16 protein-coding genes are annotated in these 21,577 nt (G+C 41.2%); 8 read left to right on the forward strand and 8 right to left on the reverse strand.

Going from position 1 to position 21,577, the window contains the following annotated elements:
• Positions 1-17: 17 nt before the first annotated feature.
• Both DVR12_RS01670 and DVR12_RS01675 read left to right on the forward strand, forming a co-directional pair.
• Positions 18-1,757, forward strand: coding sequence for a cellulase family glycosylhydrolase (locus tag DVR12_RS01670; protein ID WP_116973713.1), 1,740 nt, complete (start codon positions 18-20; stop codon positions 1,755-1,757).
• 38 nt (positions 1,758-1,795) lie between these two features.
• The gene (locus DVR12_RS01675) at positions 1,796-2,701 is read left to right on the forward strand and encodes a BPSS1187 family protein (RefSeq protein ID WP_116973714.1); all 906 of its coding nucleotides are present in this window, start codon (positions 1,796-1,798) and stop codon (positions 2,699-2,701) included.
• Between the two features lie 171 nt (positions 2,702-2,872).
• On the opposite strand, the gene DVR12_RS01680 is transcribed toward DVR12_RS01675, so the two are convergent.
• Both DVR12_RS01680 and DVR12_RS01685 read right to left on the reverse strand, forming a co-directional pair.
• The gene (locus DVR12_RS01680) at positions 2,873-4,375 is read right to left on the reverse strand and encodes a succinate CoA transferase (RefSeq protein ID WP_116973715.1); all 1,503 of its coding nucleotides are present in this window, start codon (positions 4,373-4,375) and stop codon (positions 2,873-2,875) included.
• Positions 4,376-4,456: 81 nt separating this feature from the next.
• Complete coding sequence (locus DVR12_RS01685; RefSeq protein WP_116973716.1) at positions 4,457-4,639, reverse strand: hypothetical protein; 183 nt, start codon at positions 4,637-4,639, stop codon at positions 4,457-4,459.
• A 3-nt stretch (positions 4,640-4,642) separates the two neighbouring features.
• Here DVR12_RS01685 and DVR12_RS01690 point away from each other — a divergent pair, with 3 nt between their 5' ends.
• Both DVR12_RS01690 and DVR12_RS01695 read left to right on the forward strand, forming a co-directional pair.
• Positions 4,643-6,070 carry a DNA/RNA non-specific endonuclease gene (locus DVR12_RS01690; RefSeq protein WP_116973717.1) on the forward strand — a complete coding sequence of 476 codons (1,428 nt, stop codon included), beginning with the start codon at positions 4,643-4,645 and terminating at the stop codon, positions 6,068-6,070.
• A gap of 385 nt (positions 6,071-6,455) precedes the next feature.
• The gene (locus DVR12_RS01695; RefSeq protein ID WP_116973718.1) at positions 6,456-7,259 is read left to right on the forward strand and encodes a glycosyltransferase family 2 protein; all 804 of its coding nucleotides are present in this window, start codon (positions 6,456-6,458) and stop codon (positions 7,257-7,259) included.
• 231 nt (positions 7,260-7,490) lie between these two features.
• Here the strand turns inward: DVR12_RS01695 and DVR12_RS01700 are convergent, their stop codons facing one another.
• The 5 genes from DVR12_RS01700 to DVR12_RS01720 form a co-directional block, all read right to left on the reverse strand.
• Positions 7,491-9,311: an ABC transporter ATP-binding protein gene (locus tag DVR12_RS01700; protein WP_116973719.1), complete on the reverse strand. Its 1,821-nt coding sequence runs from the start codon at positions 9,309-9,311 to the stop codon at positions 7,491-7,493.
• A gap of 206 nt (positions 9,312-9,517) precedes the next feature.
• The gene (locus tag DVR12_RS01705) at positions 9,518-11,053 is read right to left on the reverse strand and encodes a sulfatase family protein (protein ID WP_199417016.1); all 1,536 of its coding nucleotides are present in this window, start codon (positions 11,051-11,053) and stop codon (positions 9,518-9,520) included.
• 24 nt (positions 11,054-11,077) lie between these two features.
• Complete coding sequence (locus DVR12_RS01710) at positions 11,078-12,538, reverse strand: RagB/SusD family nutrient uptake outer membrane protein (protein ID WP_116973721.1); 1,461 nt, start codon at positions 12,536-12,538, stop codon at positions 11,078-11,080.
• 13 nt (positions 12,539-12,551) lie between these two features.
• Complete coding sequence (locus DVR12_RS01715) at positions 12,552-15,593, reverse strand: SusC/RagA family TonB-linked outer membrane protein (protein WP_116973722.1); 3,042 nt, start codon at positions 15,591-15,593, stop codon at positions 12,552-12,554.
• A 265-nt stretch (positions 15,594-15,858) separates the two neighbouring features.
• Positions 15,859-16,416, reverse strand: coding sequence for a hypothetical protein (locus DVR12_RS01720; RefSeq protein WP_116973723.1), 558 nt, complete (start codon positions 16,414-16,416; stop codon positions 15,859-15,861).
• A 154-nt stretch (positions 16,417-16,570) separates the two neighbouring features.
• On the opposite strand from DVR12_RS01720, the gene DVR12_RS01725 reads away from it, so the two are divergent.
• From DVR12_RS01725 to DVR12_RS01740, 4 genes are read left to right on the forward strand one after another with little or no spacing between them, the layout of a single operon-like run.
• A complete protein-coding gene (locus DVR12_RS01725; RefSeq protein WP_116973724.1) occupies positions 16,571-17,227 on the forward strand; it encodes a PIG-L deacetylase family protein in 657 nt (218 codons plus the stop codon).
• The gene (locus DVR12_RS01730) at positions 17,224-18,366 is read left to right on the forward strand and encodes a glycosyltransferase family 4 protein (RefSeq protein ID WP_116973725.1); all 1,143 of its coding nucleotides are present in this window, start codon (positions 17,224-17,226) and stop codon (positions 18,364-18,366) included. Before DVR12_RS01725 ends, DVR12_RS01730 begins: the two co-directional genes overlap by 4 nt.
• Before the next feature lies 1 nt (position 18,367).
• Complete coding sequence (locus DVR12_RS01735) at positions 18,368-19,543, forward strand: glycoside hydrolase 100 family protein (RefSeq protein ID WP_116973726.1); 1,176 nt, start codon at positions 18,368-18,370, stop codon at positions 19,541-19,543.
• Positions 19,544-19,578: 35 nt separating this feature from the next.
• Positions 19,579-20,130, forward strand: coding sequence for a hypothetical protein (locus tag DVR12_RS01740; protein WP_116973727.1), 552 nt, complete (start codon positions 19,579-19,581; stop codon positions 20,128-20,130).
• Between the two features lie 58 nt (positions 20,131-20,188).
• Here the strand turns inward: DVR12_RS01740 and DVR12_RS01745 are convergent, their stop codons facing one another.
• Positions 20,189-21,439 (reverse strand): hypothetical protein, encoded by a 1,251-nt coding sequence (locus tag DVR12_RS01745; RefSeq protein ID WP_199417017.1) that lies wholly within the window; start codon positions 21,437-21,439, stop codon positions 20,189-20,191.
• Positions 21,440-21,577 lie beyond the last annotated feature (138 nt).

Genomic DNA, 21,577 nt, shown 5'->3' on the forward strand with positions numbered 1-21,577 from the left:
GCTGGCAAAAAATTAGTATGGTAAGAAGATTCCACGTTGTAGCAATCTTAATTTGTTTATTCAGCACATCTGCCCGGGCTCAAGGGTTTTTAAAAGTCAGAGATACTATTATTGTTAATGAGCGGAATGAAGAAGTAATCCTTAGAGGTATGGGATTAGGGGGATGGATGTTGCAGGAGGGATATATGTTCAGATTAGGGAATATCGGACAACAACATAAAATCCGTGAGAAGATTCAGGATTTGGTAGGAGCAGAGAAAACCCAGGTCTTATATGACGCCTGGTTAGCGAATCACACTACCAAAAGAGATATCGATTCATTAGCAGCATGGGGATTCAATTCGGTGCGTTTACCCATGCACTTTAACCTCTATACGCTGCCAGTGGCAGATGAACCGGTAGCAGGAAAACAAACCTGGCTGGAGAAAGGGTTTGCCCTGACAGACTCATTACTGAACTGGTGCAAAGCGAATAAAATGTACCTGATCCTGGATTTGCACGCAACACTAGGTGGACAAGGAAACGACTTACCAATCTCAGACAGGCATCCCGATCAGCCTTCGTTGTGGGAGAGTGAAGCCAATCGTGAAAAAACAATTGCATTATGGAAGAAATTGGCAGAACGCTATGCAAATGAGCCCTGGATTGGTGGATATGATATCATAAATGAACCCAATTGGGGATTTGAAGACCCTGAAGATACACGAGGAACTAAAGAAAGCCAGAATAAACCACTGCGCCAGCTAATGCAGGACATTACCAAGGCGATAAGAGAGGTTGACAAGAAGCATATCATTATTATAGAAGGTAATGGATTTGGCAATAATTACAGGGGAATAATGCCAACCTGGGATGATAATATGGTGCTGAGCTTCCATAAATATGGAAACTTTGCTACAATTCCTACTATTCAGCAATTCCTGAATTTAAGAACAACCTACAGAGTACCGTTGTGGTTGGGAGAGTCGGGAGAGAATTCTAATACCTGGTTTACCAATACAATTCGTTTAGCCGAGGAAGAGCATATTGGCTGGGCATGGTGGCAGCTAAAGAAAATCGGGATCAATAATCCGCTGGAAATTAAAATGACCCCGGGATACCAGGCAATTCTTGATTACTGGAGCAATAAGGGATCTAAACCATCGGCAGATGAGGCTTACAGGGCATTAACAGAATTCTTCAATAATACCCGTGTAGAGAATAATATTTACCACCCTGATGTGGTGGATGCCATGATCCGGCAGGTGAAATCGGCTGAAGCAATTCCGTTTAAAAAACATCTGATCCAGGATAAGGCAATTATAAAGGCTGTTGATTTTGATTTAGGTAGAAATCTGATTGCCTATTCAGATGCAGATACTGCCAGCTATCATTATACCCCTGGAGTAAATACACAAGGTAACAGAGGCTATGCATACAGAAATGATGGAGTGGATATCAGGAAAGAAGAAACCGATTTTGTTGTTTTCCATACCGAAGATGGAGAGTGGTTACAATATACCACACATGCCCCGGCAAAGGGAACATATACTATCCAGGTTAAAATTGCTCGTGAAAATAAAGATAAACAGCCTGCCATAAAGGTTTCCGATAATGGAGTTGTATTAGCAGGAAATCTTGAAGTACCGGCATCGGGCAACGATTGGGAGACATTAACAATTCCAAATGTGAAGTTTTCTAAGGGAGCGCATAAACTGAGGATAGAATTTACAACAGGAGGAAGCAAATTGAAGGAGATTTTATTCGTTAAACAATAGCACTTCATATTATCTTAGCTGTAAATTTTACACTAGTTATGATGAAGCCCTTATTCCTGGTGGGCCTGACGCTAATTGTTAGCCTTACGGTTCAGGCCCAGCTTAAATTTACTACAGTCGACCCCTCAGCTACAGCAGCTGGGATTACAGAGGTACATTCTGGTCATCTGGTTGTACAACCTGCCAGAGAGAAGAATAAAAACCTGTTGATCATTATGATTCCGGGCACTGGTGGTAATGCTGCCGATCAGCGTTTTAAAACGCTGGATAGTAGTTTGGCAGTGGAAGGGTATTCTGTTATCAGTTTGGATTATGTGAACCAGGTTGTTACTACTGTTTGTTCCAAAAGCACTGATAGTACCTGCTTTGATAATTTCAGGCAGGAAATCTTTTATGGAACTCCGGTCAGTGATAAAGTGAAAGTAGATAGTGTAAATAGTATTTTGAACAGGATTACTAAACTATTGGTTTATTTAGAGAAGAATGATCCAAAGGGTGGGTGGGCCAACTTTATTCGTAATGGAAAGCCGAGATGGGATCGTATAATAGCAGCCGGGCATTCTCAGGGAGCCGGACATGCTGGATTTATCGGGCAGCATTATGCGGTGAAGGGAGTAATGATGTTATCTGGGCCACAGGATTATTTGCAGGAGTTTAATTCACCTGCAGCGTGGCAGCGTCAGAAAGGAAAAACTCCGGTAGATAAGTATTATGCGTTTCTGCATATCCGTGATCCTTATGTTTTTGATTATCAGTTGAAAGATGTGCAGGCATTACGACATACAGCGGCTATTGATACAGTGATGGTGCAGCCGGGAGTTCCGTTTAAAAGCAATCGTCATGTTATGGTTACAGATATTGAGAGTCAGAATCCGCATGGGTCAACGCTCGATACAGAATTTAATAATGTAAGGGCGCATATTCTGAATGCTATCGGGAAATAATTATAAAAGAAAACCGGTTCTCAGTGCAGAACCGGTTTCTTTTTCATCACACTAATCACACTATCAAAATAACACAGGAATGGTTTTAGTATGGTTCCTTTTTCCTTCTAATTTCACTATCAAACTTTCCTTTGTTGTAAGCGTATTTCCATTTACTTACTAATCACACAATCAAAATTCCACAGGATTGGTTTTAAGCATGGTTCCGTTTTCCTTCAGTCGGGTGTGCCAGCTAAGTGCCTCCTGTAAGAGATGAGGTGTTTGGCCTCCTGCTTTACAGGCGTTGTTAAAATATTCATTCAGTTCATCCCGATAGCTGACATGCGCGCAATTATTTATTATTAGCCTGGCCTTTTCTCTTGGTGCAAGTCCGCGCAGATCTGCCAATCCATTTTCCGTTACAAAAATATCTACATCGTGTTCCGTGTTATCTATATGTGAGGCCATTGGTACTATGTGTGAAATACCGGCCTTAGAGGATGACTGAGTTACAAACACGCTCATGTAAGCATTGCGTGCAAAATCGTTAGACCCACCTATTCCATTCATCATATGAGTTCCACCGATGTGGGTAGAATTTACATTTCCATAGATATCGCATTCAATGGCGGTGTTGATGCTGATTACGCCAAGGCGGTGAATAACTTCAGCGGCATTGCTGATATCCTGCGGGCGTAGAATAAGGTAAGGCTTGTAGCGTTCGAAATTATTGAAAACGCGCTGGTAGCATTCCTGTGATACGGTGATGGAAGAGGCAGAAGCGAAAGCCAATTTACCTGCATCAATCAGATTAAATGCACTATCCTGAATAACTTCAGAGTACATGGTCAGGTTATGGAAATTACCATCGATGAAGCCTTCCATCACGGCATTGGCAACTTTACCAATGCCAGATTGTAGTGGTCTGAGCGAAGGAAGGAGGCGTCCTTTTTTTATTTCGTGGTTAAAGAATTCCAGTAAATGGTTGGCAATAGCTCTTGTTTTTTCATCCCTTTCATTTATTTGTGCCGGGCTGTCGGTTGTTTCTGTAAGTACTATTGCTACAATTTTAGAAGGGTCTACCTGTATTGAGCTGTTACCGATACGGGTACCTGTTTCAGTTATCGGTATTATTTTCCTGGAAGGCCATATGCCAGCGGAGAATATATCGTGTACTCCTTCCAAGGATAAGGGAACAGATGTATTTATTTCAACGATGATTTGTTTGGCAGCTGCTGCGAAAGCAGGTGAATTACCAACTGAAGTTGTAGGAACAAGGCTTCCGTCTTCATTAATCTTCACAGCTTCAATAATTGCAATATCGATAGGTACAATTCCTTCATTTATCAGTTCTGCACTTTCGCCCAGGTGCTGATCTAAGAAGAGAACTTCTCCTTCATTGATAGATCTGCGTAAAACCGGATCTACCTGAAAAGGCATTCTTTTGGCTAATACATGATTAGCTGCCAGTAAGCCATCGGTACCATGACCCAGGGATGCGCCTGTTATTAAGGTAATCTGTAAGGGATCATTGGCGGCTCTGGCTGCTAGTGCCTTAAGCACAGCTTTACTGTCGCCTGCTTTCGTGAAACCGCTGGATGCTACCACCATCTTATCTTTAAATAAGCCGGCAGCATCTTCAGCAGTTTTAATCCTGCTGTGTAATTGCGGTATATTGATTCTGTTGCTGTGCATAGTATCGTGGAAATCAATTTTGAGGGTTCAAAAATACTTATTCGATTTGTGGCTTGGATGCGTATTTAAGTCAATTGTTTGTTAGAACCGGCCAGGTGTTTTTATGGAAACATCTTCATGAATATTTCCGCTTAAAATCATCAACCTAAAAAAATCATCAAATACATTTACTACATGCGTTATGATCTGATAATGTGTTTTTAAAATAGATTGTTGCTTTGCCGGAAGGAAGTAAACAAGTATCTTCGCCGCCGTTCGATTCATACTATGCCAAAAAAGAAGACTCAAGAGAAAGGTTTTAATAGTTTAGCCGTTCTACTTATACTCGCTGTTGCCACCTTTGTAGTTACTACGTGTAATAGAAAACTGACTGCCGATAAAGGGAAACCCCCTGCTGGCCAATCTAATTCAGATAAACCCAAGGCTGAGAAAAAAGCAAATAAATCAACCCGGCTTACTTTATTGAAAGAAGATTTTGAGTCTGGTTCGAAATCCAATTATAATTCAGAGGAAGTTGAGTTATCGTCTGGTAGCTGGACATTCAAGAACGCTGTGCTTGGAAACGGGGCGGAAGATAAGAAGGTTGGAAAACAATCGTTACGCCTCCGCGATAACGGTAGCGCAAGTATGAATTTCGATATTACGCATAATGGAACCGCTACTGTTACGGTTAAATATGCGTTATATGGAAATGATAATGGGGGGGAATGGGAACTTTGGACGTCTATCAATCGTGGACAGCGATTTGTGAAAGTAGGGGAAGCTGTTAAAGTAAGCAGCGGTAATTGGAATACAGCTACTTTTGTAGTTGCAGCCAATGGAAACATCCGTTTTCAGATCAGGAAAACTGATAAAGAGAATAGCAGGATTAACTTCGATTCCTTTGTAGTTGTAGCAGGAGGAAAGCTGGATGCTGAGAAGCCAACAGAAAAAACTACCCCGGGAGATAATGACAATATGCTGTTGGGTAACCCAAGTGGTGCCACCAGAGCTATTGTAATGGCCAATAATTTCCTGATGGATAAAGGATTCTATAAGATCTCTTATAATAGGGATAATGCAACCCCCAACTGGGTAAGCTGGCATGTCGACAGGCGAGATATTGGTAAGATGGCGAGGGCCAATAATTTCAGGGCAGATTTTGATTTACCTGGTGATTGGTATCAGGCCAATGAAAATAGCTATAAAGGGAGCGGATTCGATAGAGGGCATAACTGTCCGTCTGGAGATCGAACCAGTAGCAGAGCGGGTAATGAGGCTACATTTCTTATGACCAACATGATTCCTCAGGCCCCAAATCATAATCAGCATTTGTGGAAAAATTTGGAAGATTATACACGGGAACTTGTCATGAATGGCAACGAAGTGTATATTATCATGGGCAGTTATGGAACCGGAGGAAAGGGGAGTAATGGAAATAGTAAAAAAATTGATAGAAACAGAATTAATGTGCCAAGTAATATCTGGAAAGTAATTGTCGTATTATCTGATGGCGGGAATGATCTGCAGCGTATCAATAAAAATACCAGAGTAATAGCGGTGAACACTCCCAACAATAATGATGTTAATAGCAGGTGGTCGGCATATCTGACTTCAATTGAATCAATCGAAAAGGCAACAGGATATAAATTACTGGATAAAGTACCCGAAACCGTTAGGCAGGAGCTGATAAAAAAAATAGATAATGAGCAATAATTAAGTAGTTGAACAAAAAATTTAATTATGCATTTATTGATAATTATGTTATAAATTGTATAAATTTGTTATATTATTTTGCTATTGGCTTAATTTAACCTTGAAAAAAGTGATGATCAATTAGTAGTAAGACCAAATTGGCATAATTTTATTGAAAGTACCGTAGTGCATGTAACTTATTTCAATCGAGATCGTTTATTCTGATAACGTATTGCGAGAATAAGTAAACCAGATCGATTAATAGCAAATAACAAACCTACAATATGCTTGTTTTAAAGCTGAAAAGTTGCATGAATGATTCGAGAAATAATTTGCTACTAAGGGTCGTTATTAACCTGCAATATCATAGAAAAGCCTTAAACATTAATTATATATAACTATCTATATGGTGGAAAGAGTGTCGGTAGCTCTGCTTGTTACAACATATAACTGGCCTGAAGCCCTGAAATTAGTGTTAGACAGTGTTTTGGTACAAACCATTCTCCCCGATGAGGTAATCATTGCCGATGATGGCTCCGGAGAAGCCACCAGGCGTGTGATTGAAGCCTTTCAGGAAAAAACCAGCATCCCCGTTAAGCATTTCTGGCATCCGGATGAAGGTTTTCGTAAAACTGAAATTATCAACCAGGCAATTACAGGTACAGATTCACAATATATTATTGAAATAGATGGAGATATAGTGATGCACGAGTTATTCATCAGTGATCACTTGAAAGAGGCTGAAAAAGGCTATTATATCAGAGGTAGCCGTGTGCTGCTAATGGAAGATATCACAAGAGAATATTTGAAGAATGGATTCAAACCGGTTTCCAGCTTCAGACCAGGCATCAGAAACCGCTTTAACTCCCTCCGCATTCCTATTCTGGCACCATTAGTTATCAGAAGAACAAAAAGAAGCAGAAACTGGATAGGTTGTAATTGTGCCTTTTGGAAAGACGACTTTTTACGCGTAAATGGTTATAATAACGAATTGAGAGGATGGGGGCATGAAGATATTGAACTGGCAGCAAGATTTATTAATTCAGGCTTATTACAGAAGAAGATCAAACTGAAAGCTGTCTGCTATCATCTGCATCACCCTTATAACAGCAGAGCGCAGGAAAACATCAATTACAGGGTATACCTGGATACACTCAACAGGAAAATAGCCTATTGCTCCAATGGCTACTATCGCCACCAAAGCGTTTGATAGGCTCGCAGGCTCGCTGGTATTTCTCGCAAAGAAGCAAAGATTAATATTAAGATAAAAAAGATCTAAGCGAATATTTTAAGGACTTCCGTTTGGTTAATTAAACAAAAGAAACCAATCAGTAGTCCTTAAAATATTCGCTTCAATCTTTTTTATCTTAAATAAACCTTATGCCTCTTAATATTAATCTTTGCTTCTTTGCGAGAAATACCAGCGAGCCTGCGAGCTTAATTAATGACTAAAGGTCTGCATTTCTATTAATCGCTTATATACACCGTTATTGCTCAATAAATCGGTGTGTGTACCCTGTTCTATCACTTTCCCGTTATCCAGCACGATAATGATATCCGCGTTCTGAATAGTGCTTAATCTGTGGGCAATCACGAGCGATGTTCTGTTCTTCATCAGATTGTTGAGGGCTTCCTGTACCATTTTTTCGGATTCAGTATCCAGAGCAGAAGTAGCCTCATCCAGCAACATTAATGGCGGATTGGTTAAAACTGCGCGGGCAATACAAATACGCTGGCGCTGACCTCCTGATAATTTGGAACCTTTATCGCCAATATTGGTATCGTACCCGTTTTCGGTATTCATAATGAAATCATGGGCATTGGCAATTCTGGCTGCAACAACCACTTCTTCCATTGTAGCTTCCGGCTTGGCAAAAGCGATATTGTTAAATATGGTATCGTTAAATAGAATGGATTCCTGGTTTACTATTCCCATCAGCGAACGAAGCGATTCCATGGTCACCGACTTAATATCGTGCTGATCTACTTTTATGACGCCGGATGCCGGGTCCATAAATCTCGGAATCAAATCCATAAGAGTAGATTTACCACCACCGGAAGGACCTACCAGTGCAACTGAAGCCCCTTTAGGGATAGTAAGATTGATATCTTTAAGAATAGCCTTTTCGCCATAGGAGAAGTTGACATGCTCAAAGCGTATAGCATCCTTGAAATCTGTTAATACAGTGGCATTAGGAGCGTTAACAATTTTAGGTTTCTCATCTATCAGCTGCAATACTCTTTCTCCGGCAGCGATCCCTGAGTGAATATTGGTAAATGCACCGGAAATTGCTTTAGCCGGGCGCATAATCTGTGAGAAAAGTGCAATATATACAACGAAGGTAGATCCATCTATCGATCCTTCATTATTGATAATAAGTGATCCACCATAAAATACGATACCTGCTACCATCAGTACTCCTAAAGTTTCAGAAACCGGTGACGCCAGTTGTTGGCGTTTAGCCATGGAGCGGGTGATTTTCGAGTAAGTCCGGTTTTGTTTTTCAAACCTGTCTGTAATGAAATTAACTGCATTAAATGCTTTAATGATACGGATACCATTGAGCGCTTCATCCAGGTAACTGATCATTACACCATAAGTCTGGTGTGAAGCTGTAGCATCTTCTTTCAACCTTCTTACTATTCTTGAAATGATTAATCCGGCAACCGGAATAATCAGCATGGAGATAAGCGTAAGTTTATAGGAAATAATAAACAGCATTACTAAAAAGGCCAGTAATGTAGCCGGTTCCTTAATCAATACCTGTAAGGTGGCCGTAACTGTATATTGTACTACCTGTACGTCTGAGGCTATTTTTGAAATAATATCACCTTTCCTTTCATTATTGAAATAACCCAGGTGCAGATTCATTACATTATTAAATACAGATCGCCTCAGGTTCAGCAAAGTCTGAATCCTCAGGCTTTCCATAGTACGATCTGCGAAGTAGCGAAAGAGGTTTCCCAAAAGCACTGAGGCGGCAATAACCATACAAACAACTGCCAGGCTTCTCAATCTTCCATGTTCTATGGCGATTAAAGTGGAATAGTGTTTAAAGACTTTAAAGATCTCGAAATAGCTGTCGGGCATCGGAGATACCTCAGTAACTCCTTTATTGGAAAACAGCGTATCTAATAAGGGCGCTAATAATGCTAAATTCAGTGTACTGAAGATAACAGACAACAACGCACAAAGAAGGTAGGGGAGAGCGAATTTATTAATAGGTTTGGCAAAAGATAAAAGTCGGAAGTACGTCTTCATATTTAAAAAATATCATACAATAATCAATCCCTGGTGTTACGTACATAAAAAGAACCGCACCGTTGCTGATGCGGTTCTTTTAGCCCTAATTATTTATAGATCAATAATTTAACGACAAAATTGTCAGTCACACCTCATTTGCTTATTTTTTGCAAATCGGCTCCAAAAATAGACCTTTTACCTTAATTGACAAAACTCTTGACGATTTACTCCTGTTCAAGAATTTTCAGCGCATCTGTGTCCTTATATTGAATGATCAGTTGTTTTAATTTTCCTTTGAGAGATGCTGTTAGTTTTTCCAAACCTTTCTGACCATAAATATTATTCACCTGGTGCGGATCTTTTTTCAGATCATACAGTTCCCAGCTATTAGTCTGGTTATAGAATCTTACCAAAGTGTATTGTTCTGTCCGTAATCCAAAATGAGGATAAACATGGTGTGGAACAGGGAATTCGTAGTAGTGATAGTAGGCTTCTTTTCTCCAGTTCTTTTTATCACCACCGGATTTCACCAATGGCAGGAAGGAAGTTCCCTGAATATCGGCACCCGGTTTAATACCAGCAAGATCAAGCATGGTAGGCGCCCAGTCGATATTCAGCATCAGCTCATTGACCTGTGTGCCTGGTTTTACCACTCCGGGATATCTCATTACAAACGGAGTTTTCAGAGATTCTTCATAGATGAATCGTTTATCGAACCACCCATGTTCTCCCATATAGAAGCCCTGATCGGAAGCATAGATCACTACAGTATTTTCTGTTAGTCCGTTTTTATCGAGGTAGTCAAGGATTTCACCAATGTTACGATCCAGGGATCTGGCGGTTGCCAGATAATCGCGGAGATAGCGTTGATATTTCCATTCAACCAGTGCGTCGCCAGTCAGATTTTTTTCGTCAAACTCTTTGCTGACTTTATTCTCATAGTAGTTTTCGAAAACTTTACGTTGCTCCGGTGTGAAGCGGCCATAAATTCCCTTTTCATAACTGGCATGTACTTTCAGGTCTTCTTTTAATCGCATCGTTTTATCGATGGTCATATCCTGATTTTGTGCTGCCACTCTGTTGGTATATTTATCCCTGAACGTAGGAGGTAACGGAAAAGTGATATTGTCATAAGCTCCGAGGTCCTGCAGGTCTGGCAGCCATTCGCGGTGCGTGGCCTTTTCACCTACTACGAGGAAGAATGGTTTGGAAGTATCCCTGTTATTAAGCCAGTTGAGCGACATGGAAGTGATCAGATTGGTCACATATCCTTCCATTCTCACAGTATCTTTTGGCCCAATGATATCAGGATTGTAATACTGACCTTGTCCATTCAGGATTCTCCAGTAATCAAATCCTTTAGGCAGGTTGCCCAGATGCCATTTACCAACCCAGGCGGTCTGGTAGCCATTTTGTTGGAGAACCGCAGGGAATAATGATTGATCCACATTGAAGCGTTGTTCATTCAACGGATAGCCATTGACGTGAGAGTATTTACCGGTTAGCAAGGTAGCTCTACTAGGCCCGCAGATTGAGTTGGTAACGAGGGCATTGTTGAATTTTGCTCCCTGACGGGCAATACGATCGATGTTCGGTGTTTTTACAAATTTGTTGCCATAAGCACTAATAGCCTGATAAGCATGGTCGTCTGAGAAAATAAAAACGATGTTAGGCTTTTTCGGTTGTTGGGCATAGCTTCCCACTGCGAATAGCAGTAGCAGTCCCCATGTTTTCTTCAGGTAGCCTGCAGAGATTTTCATGTTCATTTATTTATGGAGAAAAAATTATTGTTGGTAACCCAGGTTTTGCGTCAATGCTTTATTGATATCCCTCTCCCGTTGCGGAATAGGAAACAATATATGATATTCCTTAATCATTTTATTGCCTTTTGCCTGTAATACTTTTAATAAATTATTGGTACGTACCAGGTCAAACCATCTCTGATCTTCAAACCCAAATTCCCAGCGTCTTTCATCTAAAATAGCATCTCTGAGAGCTTGCTGATCCAACCCTGCCAGGTCTGTTTTCGGATCAGGAGTATTAATGTTTTTCCCGTATGCCCGTCTGCGCACTTTGTTTATCGGTTCCAGGGCATTTGCCGGTCCATCCAGTTCATTGATAGCTTCTCCGTATGTGAGCAGCATATCTGAATAGCGAAGCACGTGATAGTTGAGAGTTCCTTCACCAAGGGTATTGATGGCTTTAGGATCGAAGTATTTATACCAATGAGGTTTGAATGTAACAGGCCCGGCTCCGGCATCGAAACTTGTAAAGAAAGTACGATCTCTTCTCAGATCGCCGGGTTTGAAGCTATTGTAAAACTCCTGGGTTGGAACATCTGCGCTGTTTCCACCAACCATTCCGCCTCCGGGTAATGGGATAGTATTACGTGGAATATACAAAGCCATTCCAAATCCATTTCCACTACCTGTATTGCCTTTATTCTGTACCGAGAAGAGTACTTCCTTATTGAACCTGTTTTCAGGAGTAAAAACATCAAAATAACTATCCAGCAAACCATATCCGCTCATATCCAAAACTGCTTTGGCTTTATCCCGTGCTTTAGTGTAATCTTTTAAAGTGAGGTACACTTTAGCCAGCAATCCACTTGCAGAGGCTTTGGTTGCTCTTCCCTGGTTGGCATTTGAATTATTCAGGTCGAGATATTGTTCTCCAAATTCCAGGTCACTGATGATTTGCTTGTAAACATCTGCTACCGGAGATCGGGGAGTATTGATGTTATTGAGAGAAGTAGTCTGATGTAAAACCAATGGCACATCTCCAAATAACCTTACCAGGTTGAAGTATAATAATGCACGGACAAATTTGGCTTCAGCCAGTAAGCGGTTCTTTTTGGTCTCATTAAACTGAATAGCCGGTATTTTATCTAAAGCCGTATTGGCATTTGCTATACATTTATAGAGCGCAGGATATAAAGTATACAGCCTGTCGTTTACCGGACCAAATGTATAATCGTGTAAGGCAAAAATATTGGCATTAGCCACACCTACGCCACATTCTGCATTATCGGTAGTGAGCTCTGCTACCAGATATAAACCTCTGTAGTAGATATCCCACTGGTTATTCAGTATATCGTAGGTGGCGGTAATAGCGGCATCTGCATCGGCTTCGGTCTTGTAGAAATTTCCTTCCACCATAATGGAAGATGGATTTTCCTCCAGAAATTTTTTGCAGGATGAAAGCATGATTGTTACTAACAGTAACGGGTATATTATTTTTTTCATTTTTACTTCTTAATTAAAATCCAACATTAATACCTACCATGTATGTTTTCGCGCTTGGATAAGCATCTGAATCTATACCTCTGAGAATATTGTCTTGCCCTGCCTGATTGGTTTCAGGATCATATCCCGAATAACTTGTGAGGGTAAAGAGGTTTTGTGCAGAAACATACACCCTGAGCCTCTCGATCTTCGCGGCCTGGGTCCATTTCCGGGGGAGAGTATATCCGAAAGCCAGATTCCCGAGGCGTAGGTAAGATCCATCTTCCAGTTGTGAATCATTAAAGAGGAAAGAACGATTCAGGCTGGCGCGAGGAATAGTATTACCTGGGTTGGAGGGAGTCCATCTGTCTTTAACTCTTGCAGAACTATTCTTGGCACCTGTAGGCAGGTCTAGCTCAATACGGCTGCTGTTAAGGATTTTATTACCGTATACCCAGTTAAAGGAAGCATTGAGATCAAATCCTTTCCAGGCAAGGTCATGCGACCAGCCTCCAAAGAACTTGGGAAGAGCATTCCCGATAAATTTTCTGTCGTTGGCATCGATTTTACCATCCGGAACGAGGTCCTTATATTTTCTATCGCCAGGTTGTGCAGTCGGTTGAGCGCTATGGGCGATGTCATCCTTCGATTGGAAAATACCGTCGCTCACATATCCGTAGAACGAATTGAGAGGCTCACCAGGACGTATTACAATAGGATCGGAGAGCTTAAGATATCCGTTGATTTCACCGGTAAGTATTTGCTGAACCGGTCCGAGATCCAGTACTTTATTTTTATTTGCTGCAATATTGAAGTTAGTAGACCAGGTAAAGGCTCTGTCTATAATCTTTGCATTAATGCCGAGTTCCAGACCCTTGTTTTCTACGCTACCAATATTCTGGAGAGCAGAAGCGAAACCGGTAGACCAGGGAACATTGATCCATAGCAGCATATCGGTTGTTTTCTTATAATACGCATCGGCAGTAATATTCAGGCGGCCACGGAAGAACGAAGCATCCAGTCCGATATCTGTTTGTGAGGTGCTTTCCCATTTCAGATCTTTATTCGGGATATTGGCGGGGGCATAGCCTTTTACTACGTTGTCGCCAATGATGTAGCTCATGTTGGATAAACCGGCGAGAGATTGAAAGCTGTTGATTTCCTGGTTTCCGGTTTTACCGTAACTGGCACGTAATTTTAGTTCATCAAAGATGTTTAATTGTTTGATCCATTCTTCTTCAGATAGTTTCCAGGCAACAGAACCTGAAGGGAAGTAGCCGAATTTATTGTTGGCACCGAACTTGGAGGAGCCATCTGCCCTGGCCGTTAGTGTAAGTAAATATTTGTTGTTGTATGCATAATTGATACGCCCAATAAACGAAGCAAGGCTCCAGGTATTGACATTCGTAACAGGAGAATTTACGATTGCTCCGGAAGCAAGATTGTCGGCCTTTAAGAGGTCATTTACAAATCCTGAAGCGGAGGCGGTAACAATTTCTCTTCTATATTGCTGCATAGTAAATCCTGCGAGAGCAGTCAGGCTATGCCTGTCGAATTTTTTATTGTAGGTAAGAGTATTTTCGTTTAGCCAGGAAGTTGAGTTAGCAGAAGAAACGGCGCCATAGCCCTGGCTATTGTACCCACGCAAAGTAGTTCTTGGGGCATAATATTTTTCTTTTACATTATAGATATCAGTTCCGAAGCTGGTTCTGAAATCGAGGTCCGGTATGATTTTATAATTTACGTAGATGTTTCCGAGTACTCTGTTATTGATACTGTTGTTGGTTAATTCTTTAGCAGTAGCAACCGGGTTTCCCATAGGTATACCTCTATCATTCTCCAATACATAAGAGCCGTCTGCTTTATAAACGGGGAGGATAGGGGAGAAGGCGAGAGCGGAAGCCATTACACCAATGGTACCTTCACCGCCACCGGTAGCACTTAAAGCCTGGTTGGCATCTGTGCGTGCGATAGTAATATTGCTACCATAGGAAAGCCTGTCGGTGGCTTGTCTTTCAAAATTGAATCTTGTGCTAAATCTTTTGAAGTCGGAATTAATGATAATACCTTCCTGGTTGAAGTAATTGAGAGAGACCATGTACTTTGTTTTAGCATCACCACCTGAAGCGGCCAGTTGGTAATTCTGTACAGGCGCGGTGCGCAATACTTCTTTCTGCCAGTCGGTTCCCTTTCCAAATCCTGCAATTTGTTCGGGAGTGAATACAGTGGTACCGTTGGCATCATTAACCAATTGAGCAAATTCGGTGGCGTTTAAAACCGGAATTGTTTTGGCAACTTGCTGAATACCATAGTAGGCGTTGAAATCGAATTTCGTTACACCATTCTGTCCTTTTTTCGTGGTAACCAATATTACCCCGTTGGCGCCTCTGGCACCATAAATAGCGGCAGCAGAAGCATCTTTAAGCACTTCTATTGATACAATATCATTCGGGTTGATCAGAGAAAGAGCATTGAGTTTTGGTCCGGCTGTTGCGCCAGCACCGCTGTTATCATTATATACCGGGAATCCGTCAATTACGTATAATGGTTCACTACCGGTATTTACACTGTTGCTACCTCTGACCCTGATAGAAGTAGCACCGCCGGGCTGACTGGAAGAAGTTGTAACCTGAACGCCTGTAGCGCGGCCACGGAGGCCCTGATCGAGAGATACGACAGGTGTTTTTTTGAATTGTTCCTCAGAGATGGAAGTAATGGAGCCGGTTAGGTCGCTTTTTTTCTGGGTACCATAACCAACAACCAATACTTCTGTAAGGGCGGTAGCATCATCGGTAAGTTGAATGGAGAGTTGATTTCGTCCATTGACCGGGAATTGCAAACTACGATAACCGATACCAGTAATTACAAGAGTATCATTTGAATTGGCGGCAATACTGAATTCACCGTTTCCATTTGTAGTAGTGCCTTTAGAGAGATGTTTGATTTTTACAGTTATACCTGGAAGAGGTTCCTGCCTGGTTGATTTAATAGTGCCTTTAATAGCAGGCAATGATTGGCCCACGCTCCATAGGGGAAGGGTAATAGCCCACCCTATGAACACAACAATTTGTTTCATATACAGTAATTAATTTTTCCGAAAAGACAATGAAATAGCTGGCCGGCCTTTCCTGCCGAATTGTTTCACTGAAGCGATTGTAAGCTGTTAGTTGATTTTCCTTGCGGGACTTAAATTTATAGTTGATGTACTGTATCGTAACAATGGTAAGTGTTGGTGGCTTTTACCGGAACGATGACGCAAAGATATTCTATTATCCTACAAATCCTATAGGATAATAGAATTATTTTTTGCCGAAGTTGAAGGAGCGTGGTGTTAGTATAAATTACAGTGATTGTTTATCGAGCCAGTTGATAGTTGTTTGATGGTTTAATTCATCTTTGGTTTGAACATATAGTTGGCGCACTACATTATTATTTTTTATTTCGAAGGCGATGTTGTCATAGCCAACGTAGGGCATAAATGAAACTAGTGATAGTTTTATTAGGATGTAATTTTTTTGTTTATGTGTGAGAAACTCGATGCTTTCAGGCAACATAATTTGCGAGTCACCAATTTTGAATTTAAGTGGGATTTTTTTGTTGTTAATAAATACTACATTTTCTTCCTGGTTAAACAGGTCGAGAAGTTGTGTATCATTTTCCGGATGTCTGGTTGAATCGATTGTTGAGATTTCGCTTTTCAGGTACATTTCAACATTAATATTGTGAATCTTTTCTTTAAAATAGAGTACCTGCAAGGTATCGTTTAAAGGCCAGATTGCCGGATGCAGGGCTTTGGTATTTGCTTCTTTTGCTACAGGTTTTTGCCCAAATGTAGGATTGTTTGGTTCGGCGCATGCAAATAGTGTGGCGGAAAGGATAATAGGATAGAGGCGTTTCATAGTTTAATGGTATAGATACTTAAAGTATTAGTAAAAATGATAATTTATGATAATAAATCAAAATAAAATTTTGAAAAGAATTAAAGAATAATCTCAGTATCTTTAACTAAGACCTTGTTTGTTAATTGAATAATTGATCCTGTAATCTTGCTTTATGAAAACTGAAAACCCGGAAGCTAACCATAAAACAGTAGCCGTTATCGTGGCACATCCTGACGATGAAACGTTATGGGCGGGAGGTACAATGTTGTATCATTCCAACTGGGAGTGGGTGGTTGTAAGTTTATGCAGGGCAAGTGATCCCGACAGGGCACCAAAATTTTTCAAAGTATTATCATCGTATCATGCAAAAGGAGTAATTGGGGACCTGAATGATGGACCTGAGCAGCATCCTTTACAAATTGCTGATGTTGAAGCAGCCATATTGGAGCTGTTACCAGCAAAGCATTACGATTTAGTTATCACGCATCATCCGTTTGGTGAGTACACAAGACATCTAAGGCATGAAGAAGTTAGTCAGGCAGTCATGAATCTATGGCAGCAGGGCAAAATTGATGCTGATGAATTGTGGGTATTTGCCTATGAGGATGGAATGCGGGCCTATTATCCTGAAGCTATACCGGAAGCAACTATTTATCATGTATTGGACAAGGAGATCTGGCAGCGTAAATATGCGTTGATGACGGAAACATATGGATTTAAGACCGATAGCTGGGAAGCTGCCACAACGCCCACAGCCGAATCGTTTTGGTGTTTTACTCACCCCGAGGAGGCTCAGCAATGGCTAAACAGTTTATCACGAGAACCATGAAAGTACTTTTGATGTATGATTATCCTCCAGCCCCGGGAGGACTAGCTACCCAAGGCGATCTGTTATTACAAGGGCTTAGATCTATTGGTGTGGATGTATATGCCGCACATTACGATTCTCCACTGGAAAAAGAGTGGTATTACCGACATTTTCAACCCGATATTGCAGTGGGGGTGGGATATTGGGGATATACTCCACAACTGATCCTGCATCCTCAGAACTATGGCATACAGCCTGTACCGTGGCTGGTTGCAAACGGTTACATTGCCAATTATCAGGATGTGCTAAATCAATTACCCCTGATACTGGTTACTTCAGAGTGGGTAAAGGAAATGTATGTCAGAGATGGTATAAGCGGCGATAATATTATTGTGTTGCCAGTGGGTTGTAACACCAGTAGTTTTGCACCCATGCCGCATTCACATCCGCAGGTAAAAGCTGTCAGGGATTCATTGGGTATTGCGCCTGATGAAATCATGTTGCTGACTGTTGGTGGCGATGCCTGTTCAAAAGGAGCCAGAGAAGTAATGCATGCCCTGGCCGCATTAAAAGGCAAGGTTCCCGCTTATAAATATATCTGCAAGGTTTGGCCTCAGCAACGCACCAGCGTGCAGAACGAGCTGGATAAAGCATTGGCTCAGGAACTGGGAATTGAAGATAAAGTACATTATGTAACGGGTATTGTTTCCCGTAACTATATGCCTTATCTGATCAATGCCTGCGATATATATGTTGGGCCTTCGAGATTGGAAGGATTTGGTATGCCACAGGTAGAAGCCGGAGCCTGTGAAAAGCCTGTAATTGGCATCAGGGCAATGGGAATGCTTGATACCCTCGTTCATGAAGAAACAGCGTTATTGGCAAATGTGGCAGAGAAGATAGTGGTAAACGAAGTAACACTGGGTGCCGAGTCTGGTTACGCTAATGGTCATAAGATCATATTTAATGCTCCAAGAACTGTCGACTATCGTGCCGATGTTAAAGATATTACGGAACATTTATTGAAGCTAATGAATGATGTAGCTTATTGCAATCAACTTGGCAAAGCAGGTCGGCAAAGAGTGGTGGAGCGGTTTGATTACAGAGCAGTAGCTAAACAATTTGTTAGGCTGATCAATGAAAAGTTAAATATCTATTGATATGAATGCAGAAAGGTGGTTAGAAGTCTATGCGGCCCGTGATGCGGCGATTAAAGTATTATTGCATAATGTAAACGGGCCGGTAGACGGACTACCCCGTACAGCAGGTTGGGGGTATCCCGAACCATATACCAGAGATTTATTGTTGTCTTTTTTTGGCGTGGTGGCTTCCGAAAATGAAGTGTTACTAAATAGTATACGCCGGGTTTTAGAAACACTGGCGCAAAACCAGACAAGACATGGGCATATTTCTTCTTTAGTTCATGATAAGGAAGATTTGGGCTCCAGCGACAGTACACCACTCTTTCTGCTTATCACCGGATTATATAGAAAATTGATTAATGACGATTTGTTCCTACACGAAGCAGTAGAACGTTCTCTCCGCTGGATGGAATATCAAAGTCCATCCGACAGAATTCTGGTGGCCCAGCAACCAACCAGCGATTGGAGAGATGAACAATGGGTACTGGGATACGGGCTCTTCGTAAATACCCTCGTATTTGGCTATCTGAAAGCTCTGGGCCAGCATGATAAAGCAGAATCGATGAAAAAGGAAATGTCCAGGTTTACAATTACCGGCGGCGTACAACATCAGGACGTACATGAAGGGTTGGCAATGGAAAACAAACCCTATTATGCACTGTGGTCATACAAGGTGTTAAGTAGTGAGCGGTTCGATTTGCTGGGCAATAGTCTGGCTATTTTATCAGGTATCGCATCTCCATCAAGAGCTGAAGAGATGGTTAGCTGGATTGAAGCAGAATGTGAAGCTCTCAGGAAAAATGATTTGCTGGCAGTTGATTTACCGCCTAACTTTTTCCCATATACGAAACCAGGAGATTACGATTGGCATGAAAGGTATCAACAATTTAATTTGCCAGGCGATTATCATAACGGTGGAATATGGCCTTTTATCTGTGGTTTTTATATCGCAGCCCTGGTCGCTGCAAAGCGTTATGAATTAGCAGAAGATAAGTTGATGGAACTTACCCGTGTAATAAAACTTTCCAAAGGAAGGGATCTTGATTATGGCTTTAATGAATGGATTAAAGCGCAGGATGGTGAACCTAAAGGCCAGGATTGGCAAACCTGGAGCGCTGCCCTATACATCTATGCTGTTAAATGTGTGGAGTTGAGAAGTACTCCATTTTTTGAAGAGATGAGATTGTATATGTAGAATTATTACATTTAGGATCTAATCTACTATATTTTATGAAATTCAGTAAAGTACTGTTAGTAACCCTTTGCTCAACCGCCATTTTTTCTTGTAAAAAAAGTAAAGATGCCAATATTATTGAAGGTAATTGGCGTTTTGTTGGCATACACGCTGATGCAAATACCCAGGCATCAGACCCTCCGGGAACTACATTCAGCAATTACACTTATGATGCACAAGTTAAGTCTGGAGATGTAACTATTGACGGAAGTAAATTCAGTACTTCTAAATTGAGTTATTCAATTAACACCGTCTTGCATATGACCTATGTGGAGGCAGGAGAAACGCCAATGACGATGGACATGCCATGGAACTTTGAAATGCCTGAATCAAGTAGTGCAATTAACTACCGTTTAATAGGTACTGATTCAATTTACTTTGAAAATGGCGTTGTTCCGGATCCTACTACTGGCGGAGCTACTACAGAGGCGTATGGAGCACGTATTTCATGGAGTAAAGATACGTTGGTATTAAAATCCAAATCTACAATTACAAAACCGGGAGCCTCGGCCACCGTATCTCTTATACAAAAATTAGTAAGAAGATAATTCTTTTAGAGGAAGGATGTACCAGAAGTAATTTTACTTCTGATACATCCTCTCTTTTTTATTTCAGTTTCTTTTGTTGCCAGATCGATTTAATTGTTTCTTCATCATTCATTCCATCCGGGCAATTTTCAGAGCGGGTATTTGCTCTGTATTTAAGTCTTGGCTTTTTGTAACCTAAAGTCACTACCCTGGTTACCGGCATTTGCAGGTGACCGTTAGGATCATTATCCCCAATCCATTTATCAGCATATCTCAACCAATTATTTCTATAGGTTTCAGTTTGCTGATAAAACCAACTGATCTCATCATAACCCCATGGATAAATAACAGTAGTATCCGGAACTCCGGGGTGATTACTGATTCCAAAGTTGTCTAATTCTACCAGATAAGGCATAGAAGAGGCTTTCCAGCCACTTGGAGAAATACCTCCCTTACTTCTTTTAAATAAAGCATCAGTAAAACCAATTTCCAATATACCATCCGTAGGCTTTTCAGGAACTGATTTAACTCTTAAAGGGAAGGAGTTGAAATCAAGCAGGCTTTTACCTTTATACAACATGCCACCAGATGGGGTATGTGCATCCAGCAAAACCCAATGATTTCTGGTATGGGTTTTTGCAAGATTGCGAAGCTTTTGAATAAAGGCAGCCCATTGACTGAGATCAGGGTCTTCCATACCAATCAATGCAATCTGTCCTAAGTGCAGCGCTTCACAACCCATATCCATATACGTACCGGCGAGGTAAATAAACCAGAGTTGTGTTTCAGTTCTGGTAATATCAGGTACGCTGTTCCCTTTGCTCCAATGATCTACCAGTTTGCCTTTGAGATTAAGCATGTCGTCATAGCGGAAGTTTCGTTGTTCTGCCGGTATATTCAATGCTGTAAAGGCCCAGGCTGGAATGGGAAGAGTATTTACCTGTTGAGAGATTTGCTCAAAGAGCGCGGCCTGAAAGATAACTTCAGGATCATTCTGATGTACCTGCTGAACCAGTTGCTTACCTTTGGCAAGGAAATCTTCGTTTTTGAGGATGCCTTCGCCACCCCAACGATAGATAGCCCTTCCGATGAATTTTGCACCGATATTCTTTATCAACCGGATATCATCTTCTTTATTCGGATAAGGAGCATCGCTGGCATAAGGATCAACCGCCAGGAATTCAGTCATGGTAACTGCATGGTCTAAATAGTAATTCAGATTTTTCAGGCTGATGCCGTTTTTAGTTGGCAAATGCTGAGCTTTCAGACCGGTGCATAAGATTAGAGATGCCAGCAATAGGATTGCCAGACGCTGAGTGTTTGAACGCATTTCGTGGAAAGTATTTTCAGAAAGATAATTTTTTTGAGAATGGATCTTATATCTTTTGGATGAAGGGAGAAAGACCGATGATGAAAGGAAATGGATAATTGCTTATCTTCAACACGGCTTTTAGCAATGCTGAAGTTT

The organism is Chitinophaga silvatica, assembly GCF_003419895.1.
Classification (GTDB): Bacteria; Bacteroidota; Bacteroidia; order Chitinophagales; family Chitinophagaceae; genus Chitinophaga; species Chitinophaga silvatica.

Coding starts and splice junctions, on each gene's coding strand:
- DVR12_RS01685 (WP_116973716.1), bottom strand. CDS start 4,639: ATGAATCGAACGGCGGCGAAGATACTTGTTTACTTCCTTCCGGCAAAG.
- DVR12_RS01700 (WP_116973719.1), bottom strand. CDS start 9,311: ATGAAGACGTACTTCCGACTTTTATCTTTTGCCAAACCTATTAATAAA.
- DVR12_RS01735 (WP_116973726.1), top strand. CDS start 18,368: ATGAATGCAGAAAGGTGGTTAGAAGTCTATGCGGCCCGTGATGCGGCG.
- DVR12_RS01730 (WP_116973725.1), top strand. CDS start 17,224: ATGAAAGTACTTTTGATGTATGATTATCCTCCAGCCCCGGGAGGACTA.
- DVR12_RS01715 (WP_116973722.1), bottom strand. CDS start 15,593: ATGAAACAAATTGTTGTGTTCATAGGGTGGGCTATTACCCTTCCCCTA.
- DVR12_RS01705 (WP_199417016.1), bottom strand. CDS start 11,053: ATGAAAATCTCTGCAGGCTACCTGAAGAAAACATGGGGACTGCTACTG.
- DVR12_RS01725 (WP_116973724.1), top strand. CDS start 16,571: ATGAAAACTGAAAACCCGGAAGCTAACCATAAAACAGTAGCCGTTATC.
- DVR12_RS01690 (WP_116973717.1), top strand. CDS start 4,643: ATGCCAAAAAAGAAGACTCAAGAGAAAGGTTTTAATAGTTTAGCCGTT.
- DVR12_RS01695 (WP_116973718.1), top strand. CDS start 6,456: ATGGTGGAAAGAGTGTCGGTAGCTCTGCTTGTTACAACATATAACTGG.
- DVR12_RS01675 (WP_116973714.1), top strand. CDS start 1,796: ATGATGAAGCCCTTATTCCTGGTGGGCCTGACGCTAATTGTTAGCCTT.
- DVR12_RS01740 (WP_116973727.1), top strand. CDS start 19,579: ATGAAATTCAGTAAAGTACTGTTAGTAACCCTTTGCTCAACCGCCATT.
- DVR12_RS01745 (WP_199417017.1), bottom strand. CDS start 21,439: ATGCGTTCAAACACTCAGCGTCTGGCAATCCTATTGCTGGCATCTCTA.
- DVR12_RS01710 (WP_116973721.1), bottom strand. CDS start 12,538: ATGAAAAAAATAATATACCCGTTACTGTTAGTAACAATCATGCTTTCA.
- DVR12_RS01680 (WP_116973715.1), bottom strand. CDS start 4,375: ATGCACAGCAACAGAATCAATATACCGCAATTACACAGCAGGATTAAA.
- DVR12_RS01670 (WP_116973713.1), top strand. CDS start 18: ATGGTAAGAAGATTCCACGTTGTAGCAATCTTAATTTGTTTATTCAGC.
- DVR12_RS01720 (WP_116973723.1), bottom strand. CDS start 16,416: ATGAAACGCCTCTATCCTATTATCCTTTCCGCCACACTATTTGCATGC.